Below are 17459 nucleotides of genomic sequence, written 5' to 3'. Positions count from 1 at the left end.
AATTAAAAGAAAATATTATGAATATTACATTAGAACAAGCTGAAAAAGCAATTGCTGCGGCAAAAAATAAGGCTGTGGAAATTGATACAAAAATGGACATTTGTGTGGTAGATGCCGGAGCAAATCTGGTAGCATTTGCGAGAATGGATGGTGCATGGATAGGCTCAATAGACATATCTCACAAAAAAGCCAAAACAGCTGCATGGTTTACTATGGATACTGCTGCTTTGGTAGATGCTGTACAGCCTGGAGCACCCCTTTATAATATTGAACATTCTAATGGAGGTTTGATTACTTTTCCGGGTGGTGTATTAATCAAAAATTCAAACGGAGAAATTATTGGTGCAATTGGAGTGAGTGGCAGCAGTGTTGAAAATGACCATACTGTCGCCGTTGCCGGGGCTGAAGTTCTAAAGTAATTTCAATATAAAGATAATAAACCCGACAGGTTTTAAACCTGTCGGGTTTATTATTTCTAAAAACACCATTACCAGTTTAATTTCATCTACCTTGCTGTGTTAGCTGTATTTGCAGTTTCCCCAAACAATGATGGAAGATGGTTTTGAAGATTTAATTGCAAGTTATATTGATAATAAAGTAGGTATTTCAGAACATTTTTTAAGTGATGAACTGGCCAATAATCTAAAACAAAATTTAACCCATTTAAATGCAGCAAGTTTATTGTTGGCAGCCGGAATTGGTAATTCTGAAAAAGTATCTTATGATGGCGCCATTCGAAGCGATTCTATTTATTGGTTAGATAAAAAACATAATAATGTTTTTGAGAAAGAGTTTTTCGATAAAATTGATGCATTCATAATTTATTTAAACGAAAGTTGTTACGCCGGAATTACAGGTTATGAATTCCATTATTCGTTATACGAAAAAGGCGATTTTTATCTCAAACATTTAGATCAGTTTAAAAATAATCCAAGCAGAAAATATTCGATGATCAGTTATCTTAATAGCAATTGGCAAGAAGCTGACGGTGGAGAATTAATGATTCATCAGGAAAATAACAATCAAAAAATTTCGCCAACGCAGGGTAAAACCGTTTTCTTTAAAAGCAATGAATTGGTTCATGAAGTTTTGGTTACACAAAATACACGAATGAGTATTACGGGTTGGCTAAAGAGCGATTAATGTTTCTTTTTTGAAAGTTATAAAACAGATAAAGCTTATTTTTGTATTCAAAATTTAATCTTATGCTGTTTCTTGTTTTAAGTATTCTTTGTAGCGTCATTGTTGGAGTAATTTTCAAAATCACCCGAAAGTATAAAAGTAATCCAACCCAAATTGTAGCATTCAATTATATAACAGCTTTAGCGCTTTGCTATTTTGTTTTTAGCCCTGATTTAACAGAAGTTCACACCAACGCGCCCTGGAATATTTATCTTGCTATTGGGGTTTTATTGCCTGTAGTTTTTCTCTTTTTAATAGCTTCCATAAAACATATGGGAATCGTAAAAACAGACGCAGCACAGCGATTATCACTTTTTATTCCAATATTGGCTGCCTGGTTTATTTTTAAAGAAGAGTTCAATTCCTATAAAGTAATCGGATTGATAATTGGTTTTACAGCACTTTTATTCATCTTAAAAAAACAATCTCAAAATACAGAAAATAAGTGGATTTATCCAGCTGTTGTTTTATTAGGTTTTGGTTTAATTGATATCCTTTTTAAGCAAATAGCACTTTATACTACCTTGCCTTATACAACTTCATTATTTATAGTTTTTGATATTGCATTGGCTGTTTCTCTGCTTGTTGTCGTTTATGAAGTTGCTTTTAAAAAAGTAAAATTACACTACATTAATATTCTTTTTGGAGTTTTGGTTGGCGTTTTTAATTTCGGAAATATTCTATTTTATCTTAAAGCACATAAAGCCTTTTCTGAAAATCCATCGACTGTTTTTGCCGGAATGAACATGGGCGTTATTCTTTTAGGAAGTCTTGTCGGCGTACATTTTTTCAAAGAAAAATTATCAAAAATTAATTATGCAGGTATCTTTTTGGCTTTAATTGCCATCATTTTGATCGTTATTTCTCAATTTAAATAAGTTATTTCACTTCTTAAACGGTTAGTTTACAGCGTTTTTTAAGTTGTGTTTATAATATTTTAAAATAAACTCTACTAATTCTATAGAATTTATAAATATATTTATAAATTTGCAAGTAACAATGAAGAACTATAGCCAAAATATCATTCCGTTTATGTGCAACTCCACGATGTGTTGCATGATAAACAATGGAATGAAATGGCGTTAATAGAGAAAGTACTTGTTAGTTATTTTTTTTTTAGCCTTTCATGCACAATGAAAGGCTTTTTTTGGAATTATAAAAAATTATTGAAATGAGATCAAACAGACATACCAATATTATGATGCAATGCTGTCACATGAAAATTCCATGTTGTAGCTGCAGCTATAATGATTAAGGTACAAGATCCAATTCTTTAAAAAGATTTCAAAATATAAACCCCAATTTAAAAGATATACAACATGAGTGCAGAAATAATTAAACAGAATCCGTTTCAATCTATGATTGATCGTTTTAATATCGCAGCGGATATTTTAAAATTAGACGAATCGATAAGGCAAACATTACAACGACCTGAAAAGCAAATCGTTGTTAATTTTGCAATAACACTTGATAACGGTATAGTTCAAAACTTTGAAGGATATCGTGTCATTCACAATACAGCATTAGGACCTTCAAAAGGAGGAATTCGTTACGACACCGCCGTAAATTTAGACGAAGTAAAAGCACTTGCTGCCTGGATGACCTGGAAATCAGCTGTAACGGGAATTCCGTTTGGAGGAGCAAAAGGCGGAATCATTTGTGACCCAAGAAAACTTTCTAAAACAGAATTAGAAAAAATTACAAGAGCGTACACCAAAGCTTTGTCTGATATTTTCGGACCTGAAAAAGATGTTCCTGCGCCTGACATGGGAACCGGTCCTGACGAAATGGGCTGGTTAATGGATGAGTTTTCATTGGTTCACGGCAAAACCATTCATGCCGTGGTTACCGGAAAACATTTGCATTCAGGAGGTTCTTTAGGAAGAGTAGAAGCAACCGGAAGAGGAGTTAGTATCATTACACTTTTGGCACTTCAAAAATTAAAACTAAGGCCTGCAAGATCTACTGCGGCTATTCAGGGTTTTGGAAATGTTGGTCTGCATTCGGCTTTGTTTTTATTTGAAAAAGGAGTAAAAATCGTTGCTGTTAGTGATGTTTCAGAAGCTTTTTATAATCCGGAAGGACTTAATATTCCAGAGTTAATCCTGTATTATAATCTGAACAATAAAAGCATTAAGGGATATCCGAATTCGGTTGCGATTAAACACGAAGATTTATTGCTTTTAGATGTTGATGTTTTGATTCCGGCAGCAAAAGAAGATGTTATCACACAAAAAAATGCCAATGAAATTAGAGCCAAAATTATTGTAGAAGGAGCAAACGGACCTGTTTCTTCTGATGCTGATAAAATATTGCATGATAATAATGTTTTGGTAGTTCCGGATATTTTGGCAAATGCCGGTGGCGTTACGGTATCTTATTTTGAATGGCTTCAGAATTCTCTTTTAGAATCCTGGAGGATTCACCAAATCAATACGCGTTTAGAAGATATCTTAGAAAAAGGTTTTCAAACTGTTTTTAGAATTGCAGCCAAACACAATGTTACGCCGCGAATCGCTGCTTACATTATTGCTTTGCAAAAAGTAGCCGAAACACAATCTGTAAAAGAAATAGTATTAGAAGCACCAAAATACAAGCAGAATTAAAAGTTGACTTCTAATTTTTAGAACAAAATATTTTCATTGGTTGCTATTATTTTCACAATTGGAAATAGTATTAATTGATGAAAATATTTTTCCCGTTAATTGAATATGAATTAAATACAAGTTGTTTATCAACTAAAAAGTAATTTTTAAAATGGAACATATTAATTTTCTAGCCTTCGCGATGCCCGCTTTTTTCTTGTTTTTATTTTTGGAATATAAGTTGACGCAACGCAGAAAAAAACCGGAAATTTTCAATTATGAAAGCTCTGTTTCGAACATTAGTATTGGTATTGCAGAAAGATTAATCAACTTATTTATTGCGGCCAGTTTTTATCAGTTGTATTATCTGATCTATAATAATTACCGAATTTTTGATATTCCAAGCAATGCTTTTATTTGGTTTTCGCTAATTCTCGCAACAGATTTTGTGTGGTATTGGTATCACAGATTAGGGCATGAAGTCAATTTTTTCTGGGCGGCGCATATTGTGCACCATCATAGCGAAGAATTTAATTTTACTGCTGCAGCCAGAATTACAACATTTCAGGCGATAATAAGGACAGGTTTTTGGTGTGTGCTGCCTTTTGTCGGTTTTCATCCTACGATGGTTATTACAATGTTAATTGTTCACGGCGCGTACTCATTCTTTACGCATACACAGCTTATTGGTAAAATAAAATGGTTAGAATATGTTTTTGTTACACCATCCATTCATGGTGTTCACCACGCCTCTGACGAAAAATATCTGGATAAAAATTACGGTGATATGTTTACTTTTTGGGATCGTATTTTTGGCACTTTTCAGGAAGAAGAAGAAAAACCAAAATACGGATTAACACATCCGTTAAAAAGCTATAGTTTCTTGTGGCAGCACTTTCATTACTATTTTGAAATATATGAATTATGGAAACGTTCTGAAGGTTTCAAAGCAAAATGGCAAGCCGTTTTTGGAAGCCCGGCGCAAATGGATCAGGATATTCGGCCAATATTAGAAAAGCGTTTTCTGCAGGATAAAACCAATCCGCATCAACGGCTTCGATTCAGGAATTATCTCTACATTCAATTAGGAATTTGCGTTTTGCTTTTAACAGTTTTTACCTATTATTTTGAATTTTTAAATGTTGTCGATAAGGCTTTTGTGTTGTTCTTTATTCTCATAACACTTATCAATTGCGGTGCATTACTAGAACAACGAAAATGGATTTATTATCTGGAATACGGACGAATTTTTATCGTGACAACCTACTTTTTATATGAAGAAGATTTAACGTCATTTTTCTTTATTCCGTTAGTGATTATGATTTTTGCTGAGCAATTGTTTTCGTTGAGTACAAGATATCAAAATATGGTTCTTCAACTTGAATCAGAGTAAAAAGGTTTGCCACGAATTGCACTAATTTTCACGAATTAATTTCTATTATAATTTGTTAGATTGTCTTTGATTTTAAAAAAAAATTAGCGAAAATTCGTGAAATTCGTGGCAAAAAAACAATAATTTAAATCGTTTTAATCGCCATAATTTTCTCTTCAAAAGTATCTTTAAAGTCTGATTTGCTTTTAATTCTGGTTTTATACGTATAAATTGTAGCTACAGAAAGTTCAAGAAATTCTGCCATTTGACTGCTGTCCTGAATTCCTAAACGATACAAGGCAAAAATGCGAAGTTCCGTATTTAAAAGTTCACCTTTTTTAACGACGCATTTGTGGTCGTTAGGAAATAAATGATTAAAATCGGTAACGAAAGTGGGAAACAATTTCAGGAAAATTTCATCAAACTGGTGGAATAAATTCTCGCGTTCTTCTTTTACATTATAGCGCTTCAGACTCGCGATAACTTCATCAGTTTTCTTGGTAATAATTTTATGAAGTGTACTTTTCTGGATATGATCAATCTTATTAATGAAGGCTGAAGTTGCCTTTATAAAATACGTAATGTATTCTTCTTTAATCGCATTGGCTTCGCTTAAACTAACATTCATTTCCTGCAATTGCTGGTATGATGAAGCCATAATTCTTCTTGCTTTATTCTTCTCTTTCAATTGTTTGAAAATAATAATCAAAAACAAAATAATAATCACCGTAAGAATCGTTAACAGAATAATGATTTTTTCGAGTTTATCATTTTTATCTTTTACGTTATTCAATTGTGCTTTTTCAATAATCGGTAAAATAGACGAAATTTCAATTTTACGGTGTCTGGCATTATAAAAAGTAGCATCATCCATCGCAATATTGATGTACTCATTTGCTTTATCCAGATAACCCATTTTAAAGAGTTCGTTGGCTAAATTTCGCAATGCAACCGTTTCTTTGGTCGCATTTTTAACATCGGCAATAGCTGCCAAAGCCAGATAATAAATCGCTTTTTTAGTATATCCTCTTTCCGAATAAATATAACCCAGACTCGAAGTTGCAATGCCGTAATAATCAGGTGGTAAATTATAATTATTAATCCAATAGCTAAACGCAAATTCGGCACCGCGCCAATCTTGTTGTTTTAATCTTTTTAGACTTTCGGCAGCCCAATATTCATTGGTATTGGTTCCAATTAATTCTAAAGCTTTTTTCAGGAAATGATTTCCCTGTTGTACATAATGAATATTAAAACGCTGATCACGGTTATAATCGGCCAGATCATAATAGGCGCGGGCTTTTATAGAATAATATTCGAATTTATTTTTTTGGTCGAGTTTGTTGTCATCAATAACATTCAAAGTGTCAATAGCTTCTTTAAAAAGTCCGGAAGAAAGCAATACGAAACCTTCTTTAATTCGGCTTTTAGCCAAAAATCGAGGTTCTTTTAAAATGATTGCTTTAACTTTTGCTTCTTCTAAATAATAGTAAGCCGAGTCGTATTTAAAAGATTTATATTCCTCAAACAACGACATATAACAATTATAAAGTTGTTCGTTGTTCTGGCTTAAAGTAAATTTTGAGACATTCTTTTTTAAAGCTTCAATTTTTTGGTACTTCTTTTTTAAGTAAACCTCTTTTTTAAGAAGCACTTTATCTAATTCTTCAAGAACAGGATTAGTCTCTTTCGCAGTTAGAGAAAAACCTGCAATAAAAAAAAATAGAATCAATATTCTTCGCATGGTTCTGTTTTGGTTTAGGGTATAAAATCGTTTTTTGGGTCTTGGTGAGTTAATTCGTTTTAATTCAAAAATAAATTTGAAAGTTGCTGATTAACAACTTCGGAAAATTTTCAACATCATTGAAATGCATTTGAAAACAAGTAAAAAAGTCTGGAAATGAGTTCTAAATGTTAAAAGTAGTTTAATAATTTACAATTATACAATAAAAACTAATTATATATATGTATAGTGAAAAAAATATACGCTTTAATTCTGATATTGTCATTTTTACCATTAAATAATAGCCTGTTTTCATCTCAACAAGACCTTGATTTTTTCAAATATAAAATTATTATAAATAATTGATTTGCAATTAATTAAATAAATTTTTACTTCATTTTCATCTTGATTTTTCTCAGATATTTTTTTTAAGATTTATTTAACGTCTAGCTTCGTTCTGTTCTTAAGGGAATAAAAAACTAACAATCAAACCACAAAATTATGAAATGTAAAAGTATTTATTGGTTAGCTGTTTTTATGTGTTTAACAGTCATTGGCTGTGATAATACCGAAGACGGAAGCTACGTTGATCCGATTACCCTTTATGAGAAAGTAAACGGAAATTGGGGATTAACAAATTTGAAATTGGTTGATGAATTTGCCATAACAAATGCCATCGAACCGCATGAAGAAAACTTGAGTACTTACTTTAACTACGAAGATTTTAAAATCAAATTCAACGTAGATGAAAAGAACCAGCCAACAAGTTATGAAGTTTTAGGAGACGTTCCGCCTTTATTTGCTCCTAAAGGTTTTTGGAGATTAAGTTCAGATTTCCAGCAAACAAACGCAAGTGGTCCTGTAGCTATTTATTTGTACAGCGATGCACAAAAGACGCAGAAAACAGATGAACTTAAATTGACTTCAGTTCCTGGAAATAATGACGAAATGGAATTAAAATTAGTGCATTCTTCCGGCGGAAGTGCCTATGCGTCTTATGTATTCAAATTAACTGCTATTAATTAAAAGTAATATGAAAAAATTTCTATATACAATTTTACTTGCCCTTTTGATGGTTCCTAATTTCATCCAGGCGCAAGAAACCACGGGAGCTGTAGGCGCAATGTCATCATTTCCGGTCGTGTACAAATACGATGAACAGGTTACCTGGTATTTTGATCTTTCGGGAACCACATTTGCAGAAACGGAAGATCTTTATATCTGGATTTGGTCACCATCTGAACCGGATGCGGGCAATTGGGAAAACTCATCTGATTTTGCAAAACTAACTTATGTAGGCAATAAAGTCTGGAGTTTTAATTTAACACCAACAGCTTATTTTTCTAAAACTCCGGCAGAAATTGCGGCGAGCGCAGGATTTTGGTTTCGTTTAAAAAACAAAACCGGATCAAAACAAAGTGAAGTGGCCAATATGCCTTATACTGATTTTTCTTCTTTTTATACGGCAAATGAGTTAATCAGAGCTTATCCAACAAAACCAACACTCGACAAAGGAGTTAGTATTTTATTTAATGCTAATCTGGCTCCGGGCTTTGCAGGCGCGACAAGCGTACACATGCATAGCGGATTGAACGATTGGGATCTTAAACAAGAATACCAATCATGGTTACCGGACATTGTAGAAAAAACAAAGCTAAAAGATTTAGGAAACGGTTTTTATAAAATGGATTTAGTTCCAAAACAGTATTACAATGCCCCGGATGGTTACGAGATGAAAAACTTAGTTTTCCTGATGGTAAAAGACGATTGGGCAGGAACAACTCCGGATCAGGTTTTATATGCGGGAGCTTATGTACCGCCGCCAGCACCGGTATTTGGATATTTCCCTTTGCAAATTAGTCAGAAAGATTTTCTGGGTATTTACAGAAAAAATAACGAACCGGGCGTAAACAAATTGATCTACACCATTACAGCAGGAAGCAAAGTAATTTCAGGTGAGTTTACAGGAGGAGTTGCTGAAATAAAAGGATTTGTCAATCTGGTTTCAGAGCTTAAGGACGTTCCGAATTTAAGTGAAATTCATGTTTTGGTCAAAGACAATAAAGACAAAACAATTTCGGATACCTCAATTCCGCTTAAAACTTTAGACAAATAATTCACTATCAAATTAAAACACGAATTCTAATGAATAGTAAAAATAAAAAAATAGTCCTGCATCACATGTGGACTACTAAATCGGTGGTATTCATGATTTTCATGCTTTTCCTTTCGGCAGGAATTTTTGCTCAGGGAAAAAAGAAAGTTTCAGGTACCGTTTATGACAATACAGGAAGTGTGTTGCCGGGAGCTTCGGTTATTGAAGTAGGTACAAAAAACGCAACCACAACAGATTTCGACGGAAAATTTACTTTGGAGGTAGCCACAGGAGGTGCAATCGAAGTTTCATTTATAGGATCATCAACACAAAAAGTTCAAATCACCGCAGCATCTTCTAATATTGATGTTCGTTTGCAAAACGATGGTTATCAACTGGCAGAAGTTCAGGTTGTTTCTGTTGGATACGGAACGCAAAAGAAATCAGATTTAACAGGAGCCATTTCCACAGTTGGTGCAGATGATTTAGTTAAAGGAACCATTTCTTCTACAGAACAGGTTTTGCAGGGAAAAGTGGCGGGACTTAACATCATTCGTCCTTCCGGAGATCCGGCTGCAGGTTCAACTTTACGCTTACGCGGAGGAACTTCATTAACAGCAAGTAACAGTCCGCTTATTGTCGTTGACGGAATTGCGGGAGTAGACATCAATATCGTTCAGCCATCTGATATTAAATCAGTAGACGTTCTAAAAGATGCTTCGGCGACAGCCATATACGGATCAAGAGGAGCAAACGGAGTAATCATTATCACGACAAAATCAGGAACAAAAGGCGTTTCTGTTACCTATAGCGGTTTATCAAGCGTGGGTTATGTAGCAGATAATTTAGATTTGTTATCAGCCAATCAATGGAGAGGTTATGTGCGTCAAACCGGAAATATGGACGCTGTAGATTTTGGCGGAAATACCAACTGGCAAAAAGAATTAGAACAAACCGCCATTTCGCAATCGCATACATTAAGCATTAATTCCGGAAAAACAGACAGCGGTTTTAGAGCTTCACTTTCCTATTTAAATAATGAAGGCGTTATAAAATCGACCGGATTAGAAAGAATAAGCGGAAATGTAAGTGCCTATCAATATCTTGGAGAAAATAAGGATGTAAAGTTTGATATGGGCTTGTTCGCAAATATCGACAAATGGCATCCGTTAGATTACAGAATTTTTGAACGTGCTTACAACTTAAACCCAACAATTCCGGTTTATGATGCCAATGGAAATTTTTCTTCTGTTGGAGGAAATATCTACGAAAATCCGGTTGAAATTTTAACTAACAGAACGGTTGATAATGAAAGACACAGACTTTTGGGTTACTTTAAAACAGAGGTTAAATTTTTGAATCATTTCATGGCAGTTGCCAATATTTCGATGGAACATAATGCCGTTCAGGGAAATACTTATAAACCTTCATACGCTGTTTTAGAAGGAAGAACAGAAGGTGGTTATGCTCAAAAAACATATGCAGAATATACCAATGCACAAGGAGAATTGTATGTAAATTATACGAAAGTAATCGATAAGCATAATATTAGCGCACTTGCAGGATATTCTTATTTAGAAAATATTTACGAAGGTTTCGGCGCGCAACGTTCTGGTTTTGTTACAGATGCTTTTAGTTATAACAACTTAGGTGCAGGTTACAATTACCGTTTGGGCGATGTGTATTCGTATAAAGGAAAATCAAATCTGGTTTCCTTTTATGCACGTGCCAATTATGGGTACGACGGAAAATATTTATTGACAGGAACAGTTAGACGTGATGGTTCAAGCCGTTTCGGAGAAAATAATAAATGGGGAACTTTCCCGTCAGCATCTGCGGCGTGGAGAATTTCTAACGAAGAATTTATGACTTCAACAAAAGACTGGCTTGGAAATTTAAAATTAAGAGTGGGTTGGGGAATTACCGGTAATCAGGACGGAATTGGCGAATACAAATCACTTTCGATTTTAGGAGTTGGAAACGACAGTTACTACGATCCCGTTACAGGAACCTGGAGTTTGGCCTATTCGCCAAAACAAAACCCAAATCCTGATTTAAAATGGGAGTCTACAGAACAAGTAAATATTGGTATCGATTTTAGTCTTTTTAACAGAATCACAGGTTCATTCGAATATTATTCTAAAACAACAAAAGATTTATTATATACGTATGAAGTGCCACAACCGCCCTATTTAGTGGGAACAATGTTGGCAAACGTTGGTGAAATGTCAAACAAAGGAGTTGAACTTACGTTGAATGCAGACATTGTAAAAGGAGATAAATTTTCCTGGGATGCTAATTTAACGCTTGGACATAACGTTCAAAAAATTGAAAAACTTTCAAATCCAACCTATAAAACGGATGTTATCTACAGCGGATCTTTACACGGTTTAGCGGGAATGTCAGGACAATATTCTCAAATTATTGCCGAAGGATATCCTGTTGGAACTTTCTGGGGTTTTCAAAGTGCAGGGCTTGACGCCGATGGAAAAATGTTGTACTACAATGCAGCAGGCGAAAAAGTTTTAGACAATGTTTTGGTTGATGCAGATAAAAGAGATTTAGGAAACATTCAGCCGGATCTGACTTTAGGTATCGGAATGAATTTTACTTACGGAAACTTCGATCTTGGAGTTTCAGGTTATGGAATGTTCGGTCAAAAAGCATTGAATGCAACCAACATGATGTTAAACGACCCAAACAGATTACCATCTTATAATGTTCCGGATGATTTCTTAAATAGCGGAATCACATCGGCGCCGAAATATTCAAGTTATTGGATAGAAGATGCTTCATTCTTCAGGCTTCAAACCGTTTCTGTTGGTTATACTTTGCCATTAAAATACAAAGGTTCAAAATTGAGACTTTATGTTATGGGAGAAAATCTTGCCGTATTTACCAACTACAAAGGCGTTGATCCGGAAATTGGTTTAAATGCACAAGATGGTGTAGATCAAACCGGACTAGCATCGCCGGGAATCGATAAGTACAATAATTATCCTCGCCCAACAACCATTTCTGTTGGATTAAATTTTACGCTAAATAACTAAGCGATTAACTCAAAAATATAGAAAATGAAAATCAAAATAACAGCCGCAATATTGATGAGCATGCTTTTTACGATATCATGTACAGATTTAGATGAAGATTTATACGATAGAGTAGAAGATGGAAATTTTGGAAACACTCCTAAAGAAATTGATGCGCTTGTAGGTGGAGCTTATTCATCGTTAAGAGGTTTTGCCGATGGAATATCAAATAATTACCCAACTTGCGAATACGTATTCTTTTTGAATGAAACCGTTTCAGATGAAGCCACAATTCCAACAAGAGGAACAAACTGGTACGATGGCGGGCAATATCAGGATGCACAAAAACATACCTGGAAAGCAGATAATCGTATGATTCTTTCAGCATGGCGTTACAATTATACCGGAATTGCAAAGATCAATTCGATCATTTATCAAATCGATAAATCATCATTGACAGATGCGGCAAAAGCACCAATTTATGCTGAATTAAAAGCGTTGAGAGCGTATTACTATTATAATCTTTTAGATTTATTTGGGAATGTGCCAATCGTAGTCAATTTTGAAGATACAGCTTTGCCATCCAATTCTACAAGAAAACAAGTTTACGATTTTGTGGAGAAAGAATTGCTGGATGCCATTCCGCATTTAACCTCCAATATAGTGTATTCTAAATTCACTAAAAACGTTGCTTACTCTGTATTGGCAAGATTATATCTTAATTCTGAAGCTTTTATAGGAACGCCGCGTTGGCAGGATTGCATCAATATGTGCCAGAAAGTGACAGGTTATACTTTAACGCCAGATTTCTTCGCCAATTTCGCAACAGAAAATCAAAAGTCACCAGAAATTATTTTTGCCATTCCTTACGATTCAAAAGCAGGAACAGTAGGGAATTATATGTCATCAATGTCTTGTCACTATTTGCATAAATTAACGCTTTCTGCGATAGGAGATTATCCTTGGAGTGCCAACGGAATGTGCGCGCAACCAGGCGTTTATTCTGCTTTTGCTGAAACAGATAAAAGAAGAAAATGTATGGTAGCCGGAGATCAGATAAACTTAGCAACGGGACAAGTTATAATGATGGATAACGGAGAGCCTTTAACCTATACAGAAACAGTAACAAGTGTTGCCGATGCCAAAGAAAATGAAGGTGTTCGTTTAGGAAAATACGAAATGAAAGCTGGAGAAATGTGGGAACGCGATCACGATTTTGTTCTAATTCGATATGCCGAAATTTTAATGATGCAAGCCGAATGCTACGTTCGTTTAGGATCTGCAGATTTGGCAAAACCATTTTTACAACAAATAACAACGCGTGCCGGAGAAGAAATGCCAGCCGTAATAGATCTTAATTTTATAGATAAAGAATTGCTAAAGGAATTTACTTTTGAAGGAAGAAGAAGAACAGATAATATCCGTTTTGGAACATTCTTCCAGCCATGGTGGGAAAAAGGAGCAACAGAACCATACAGAGCAATTTTCCCGATTCCGAGTACTGTTTTAACGACAAATAAAAATCTTAAGCAAAATCCTGGTTATCCTGTAAACTAGGCTTAAATGTCAGTCTTCCATGTTGGTTAGTCGTGGAAGGCTGACATGTTTTTATTTTTTTGCCGAAGATTAAAATGATTAAAAAAAGGTTTCACGCAGATTTTGCAGATTTAGTTTTTAATGTAGTTTACAATAAATCTGCAAAATCTGCCTAAATCCATTTAAATCTGCGTGAAATAATTTTATTCAAGGATTAGAAGATTAAAAATGATTAAAAAAGGCTTCACGCAGATTCGGCAGATTAAAGCAGATTTAGTTTTGATATAGTTACAATAAATCTGCAAAATCTGCTTAAATCCATTTAAATCTGCGTGAAATAATTTTAGGCAAAGACTGACTATTTAAGCATTAAATAAAATCTTTTTAATCCTTTAAACTGCGGTAAAAAAAAAGCTCAAGAACAGTCATAAAATAATAGTAAATCAATATGAAAAAATACATCACATTATTGTTTTTTGGGATTTTGAATATTTTAGTCGCCACTGGTTGCAGCAACGATGACAAAAGTTCAGATGCATCCGAGGCAGAAGTAGTAAAACCCGTCGCCATCGAAAAAACAAACAGCACCAAAATTTACGTGCACTACATGCCCTGGTTTGAAACCAACGAAAGCAGTGCCGATAAAAAATGGGGCTATCACTGGACAATGGCCAACAAAAATCCCAACAACATTGGAGCCAACAATCGCAGAGAAATTGCATCGTATTATTATCCGCTGATTGGTCCGTATCATTCAGGAGATAAAAATGTGATCGAAAATCATTTGCTTTTGATGAAATACTCCGGAATCGATGGAGTTTTAATCGATTGGTACGGCACATTTGATGTTAATGATTACAGAATGGTCAAAGAAAACACCGAACAATTGATTGCAATGTTAGACAAAGTAGGTCTGGAATATGCCATTGTTTACGAAGACAGAGTAACAAAAAATGTAGTCGATGCCGGAAAAGCAATTTCGGTAACCGGAGCTGCTAAAACCGATTTGGCGTACATGGAGAAAAATTATTTTGATGATGCGAACTACATCAAAATAAACGGAAAACCATTGCTGCTTAATTTTGGTCCAATTGTATTGCAAACGCCTGCAGAATGGACAAATGTTTTTAATTCCATAACCACAAAACCTGCTTTATTAACGCTTTGGGATCAATCTGTAGAAGCCGGAGCAAATGCTTCCGGAGAATATGCGTGGGTTTACAAAGACAATAGTTTTCTAACGAATTTCTACACCAATACAAAACCAAAACTGAATGTTGCAATAGGAAGTGCCTATCCCGGTTTTAAAGATTTTTATGCAGCTGGCGGAGGCGGAGCAGCGATTGGATGGACCATCGAACACAATAATGGAGCAACGCTTGACGAAACACTTTTACTAGCTAAAAACGCAAATCTAAATTACCTGCAATTGATTACCTGGAATGACTTTGGAGAAGGAACCATGTTCGAACCAACAGTAGAATTTGGATACACGTATATCGAAAAAGTAAAAACTTTTGCAGGCGTTAAAAATACTGAAAGCGTATTTCCTGAAATCAGTAAATTATATAACTTAAGAACAGCAAAAAAAGGCAATGCCGATGCCCAGAAAAAATTAGATCAGGCCTTTAATTATTTTGTTTCGATGCAGCCTGCAAAAGCAAAAGAAGTAATCAATGAAATTAAATAAAGAGTTGTAATTAATACAATTAAATAATGAAAAAAATAAGATATAGCTACTGCCTGATCGTTTTCACATCGATATTGATGTTTGCCTGCAGTTCCAGTACTAAAAAAACATACAAAATCAGTTCTCCCGGAAAAAACACCGAATTAGTTTTTGAATTAACAGCTTCTGGTCAGCCTGAATATAGTTTTACTTCTAACGGAAAATCGGTTATAGAACCTTCTCTTTTGGGATTTGAATTTCAGGGAATTCCAAAAATGACAGAAGGTTTTGAAGTGGTTTCTACCGAAGAAAAATCGGCAGATCAAACTTGGGAACAACCTTGGGGAGAATTCAAAAAAGTAAGAGATCATCACAACGAATTGATTGTCCATTTGAAAGAATCAACGGGAGAAGAACGTTTGGTTGATATTATTTTCAGGGTTTTTGATGACGGAGTTGGTTTTCGATATGAATTTCCGAAACAACCTCATTTAGGAAAAGTCAAAATCTCGAATGAAATAACCCAGTTTACTTTTAAATCAGATAACAATGTTTGGTGGATTCCGGTGCATCGCGAAAACAGTTATTACGAAAGTACCTATCGTAAAACGCCAACCAGCAAAACGGATACGATTAATACGCCGGCAACTTTTGAAACCAAAGAGAAATTATTTGTGGCGATTCACGAAGCCAATTTAACCGATTTTGCGTCAATGACGTTATTAAAAACCAATGATAAACAATACAAAAGTGATTTGGTTCCATGGGCAGATGGCGTGAAAGTATATGCCGAAACGCCTTTTAAAACGCCCTGGAGAACTATCGTTGTTGGAAAAACGCCGGGAGAAGTAGCAACTTCTACCATTATGCTGAATTTAAACGAGCCATCAAAAATTGAAGATCTTTCCTGGATTACACCTTCAAAATATATCGGAATCTGGTGGGGAATGCATTTAGAAAAATTTACCTGGGGGCAAGGACCAAAACATGGTGCCACAACTAAAAACACCAAAGAATATATTGATTTTGCTGCGAAAAACAATTTCGACGGTGTTCTGGTAGAAGGCTGGAACGAAGGCTGGGACGGCGACTGGACAGCAGACGGATCTGCATTTAGTTTTGTAAAAGCTTATCCTGATTTTAACTTAGAAGAAATCACCAAATATGCAGCCATCAAAAATGTTCGCTTAATTGGACATCACGAAACGGCCGGCGCTACAAAAAACTATGAAAACCAGTTAGAAGACGCTTTCAAACTGTACAATAAAATGGGCGTAAATACCGTAAAAACGGGCTATGTCAATAAATATTTAGATAAAAAAGAATGGCATGATAGTCAATATGGTGCACGTCATTACAGAAAAGTGATGGAAACAGCAGCCAAATATCATATCATGATCGACAATCATGAACCAATAAAAGGTACGGGAATACAAAGAACGTATCCAAACTTTATGTCGCAGGAAGGCGGAAGAGGACAAGAATACAATGCATGGTCTGTAGATGGCGGAAATACGCCGGAACATTTAACGACTTTGCCTTTTACCAGAATGCTTTCCGGCCCTTTTGATTATACGCCGGGCAATTTTAATTTTGATTATAAAACGCCATCAAAAGCCAGAGTACAAACGACTTTGGCAAACCAATTGGCCTTGTATGTTATTGTTTTTAGTCCGTTGCAAATGGCTTCAGACTTACCGGAGAATTATGAAGGAAAACCGGAATTTCAGTTTGTAAAAGAAGTGCCTTGCAATTGGTCTGACACTAAAGTATTAGATTCTAAAATTGGAGAATACACTACAATCGTCCGTAAAGACTGGGACGAGAAAAACTGGTATTTAGGTTCTATAACCAACAGCAATGCCAGAAATCTTAAAGTAGCCTTATCATTTTTAGATAATGGAAAAGAATATGAAGCCGAAATTTATGCCGATGGAACAGGAGCAGACTATAAAACGAATCCGTATCCGGTTACGATTTCAAAACAAAAAGTAAATAGTAAAACGATATTAGATATTAAACTCGCAGCTGGCGGAGGAACAGCTATAAAATTTTCTCCGATACAGAAATAAGTTAGTTTACGTTTATTTTGAGTTAAGTTTGAGCAATGAACCCGGCATCTTTTTTGAAAAAGATGTCGGGTTTTTTGATTACAAGTTGTGTCATTTCGACGAAGGAGAAATCACATCACGTATTCGGTTATTACTTTAACTCAAAGAATGTGGTTAAACTTTGCGCAAACCCACTTTATGTGATTTCTCGTTCCTC

12 protein-coding genes are annotated in these 17459 nt (G+C 34.9%); 11 read left to right on the top strand and 1 reads right to left on the bottom strand.

The genetic code is table 11. The features are described from left to right. Positions 1–17: 17 nt before the first annotated feature. The 5 genes from EV143_RS18035 (at position 18) to EV143_RS18015 (ending at position 5160) form a co-directional block, all read left to right on the top strand. Positions 18–419, top strand: coding sequence for a GlcG/HbpS family heme-binding protein (locus tag EV143_RS18035; protein WP_133509338.1), 402 nt, complete (start codon positions 18–20; stop codon positions 417–419). Positions 420–546: 127 nt separating this feature from the next. Beyond that, a complete protein-coding gene (locus EV143_RS18030) occupies positions 547–1143 on the top strand; it encodes a 2OG-Fe(II) oxygenase (protein WP_243739904.1) in 597 nt (198 codons plus the stop codon). Positions 1144–1205: 62 nt separating this feature from the next. Next, positions 1206–2060 carry an EamA family transporter gene (locus EV143_RS18025; protein WP_133509337.1) on the top strand — a complete coding sequence of 285 codons (855 nt, stop codon included), beginning with the start codon at positions 1206–1208 and terminating at the stop codon, positions 2058–2060. A 441-nt stretch (positions 2061–2501) separates the two neighbouring features. Continuing rightward, a complete protein-coding gene (locus tag EV143_RS18020; protein ID WP_243739903.1) occupies positions 2502–3788 on the top strand; it encodes a Glu/Leu/Phe/Val family dehydrogenase in 1287 nt (428 codons plus the stop codon). 151 nt (positions 3789–3939) lie between these two features. After that, positions 3940–5160 (top strand): sterol desaturase family protein, encoded by a 1221-nt coding sequence (locus EV143_RS18015; protein WP_133509336.1) that lies wholly within the window; start codon positions 3940–3942, stop codon positions 5158–5160. A gap of 124 nt (positions 5161–5284) precedes the next feature. Here EV143_RS18015 and EV143_RS18010 read toward each other — a convergent pair whose 3' ends face one another. Then, positions 5285–6883, bottom strand: a complete 1599-nt coding sequence (locus EV143_RS18010; RefSeq protein WP_133509335.1) for a DUF6377 domain-containing protein — start codon at positions 6881–6883, stop codon at positions 5285–5287. Positions 6884–7363: 480 nt separating this feature from the next. Between EV143_RS18010 and EV143_RS18005 the strand changes: the two genes are divergently transcribed. The 6 genes from EV143_RS18005 to EV143_RS17980 all read left to right on the top strand — a co-directional run bounded on the left by EV143_RS18005 (position 7364) and on the right by EV143_RS17980 (position 17263). Then, a complete protein-coding gene (locus EV143_RS18005) occupies positions 7364–7888 on the top strand; it encodes a DUF5004 domain-containing protein (protein WP_133509334.1) in 525 nt (174 codons plus the stop codon). Between the two features lie 7 nt (positions 7889–7895). Then, on the top strand, positions 7896–8978 hold the full coding sequence (locus EV143_RS18000) for a hypothetical protein (protein ID WP_133509333.1): 1083 nt from the start codon (positions 7896–7898) through the stop codon (positions 8976–8978). A gap of 29 nt (positions 8979–9007) precedes the next feature. Continuing rightward, positions 9008–12007: a SusC/RagA family TonB-linked outer membrane protein gene (locus EV143_RS17995; protein ID WP_133509332.1), complete on the top strand. Its 3000-nt coding sequence runs from the start codon at positions 9008–9010 to the stop codon at positions 12005–12007. Positions 12008–12031: 24 nt separating this feature from the next. Then, positions 12032–13543 (top strand): RagB/SusD family nutrient uptake outer membrane protein, encoded by a 1512-nt coding sequence (locus EV143_RS17990; RefSeq protein WP_133509331.1) that lies wholly within the window; start codon positions 12032–12034, stop codon positions 13541–13543. 427 nt (positions 13544–13970) lie between these two features. Beyond that, positions 13971–15212 (top strand): glycoside hydrolase family 71/99-like protein, encoded by a 1242-nt coding sequence (locus EV143_RS17985; RefSeq protein ID WP_133509330.1) that lies wholly within the window; start codon positions 13971–13973, stop codon positions 15210–15212. Positions 15213–15238: 26 nt separating this feature from the next. Beyond that, positions 15239–17263, top strand: a complete 2025-nt coding sequence (locus EV143_RS17980) for a glycoside hydrolase family 97 protein (protein ID WP_133509329.1) — start codon at positions 15239–15241, stop codon at positions 17261–17263. The last annotated feature ends 196 nt before the right edge of the window (positions 17264–17459 follow it).

Origin of the sequence: Flavobacterium chryseum (assembly GCF_004362015.1) — a bacterium.
In the GTDB taxonomy this organism is placed as follows: domain Bacteria; phylum Bacteroidota; class Bacteroidia; order Flavobacteriales; family Flavobacteriaceae; genus Flavobacterium.
This window is presented reverse-complemented; position numbering and strand designations above follow the sequence as displayed.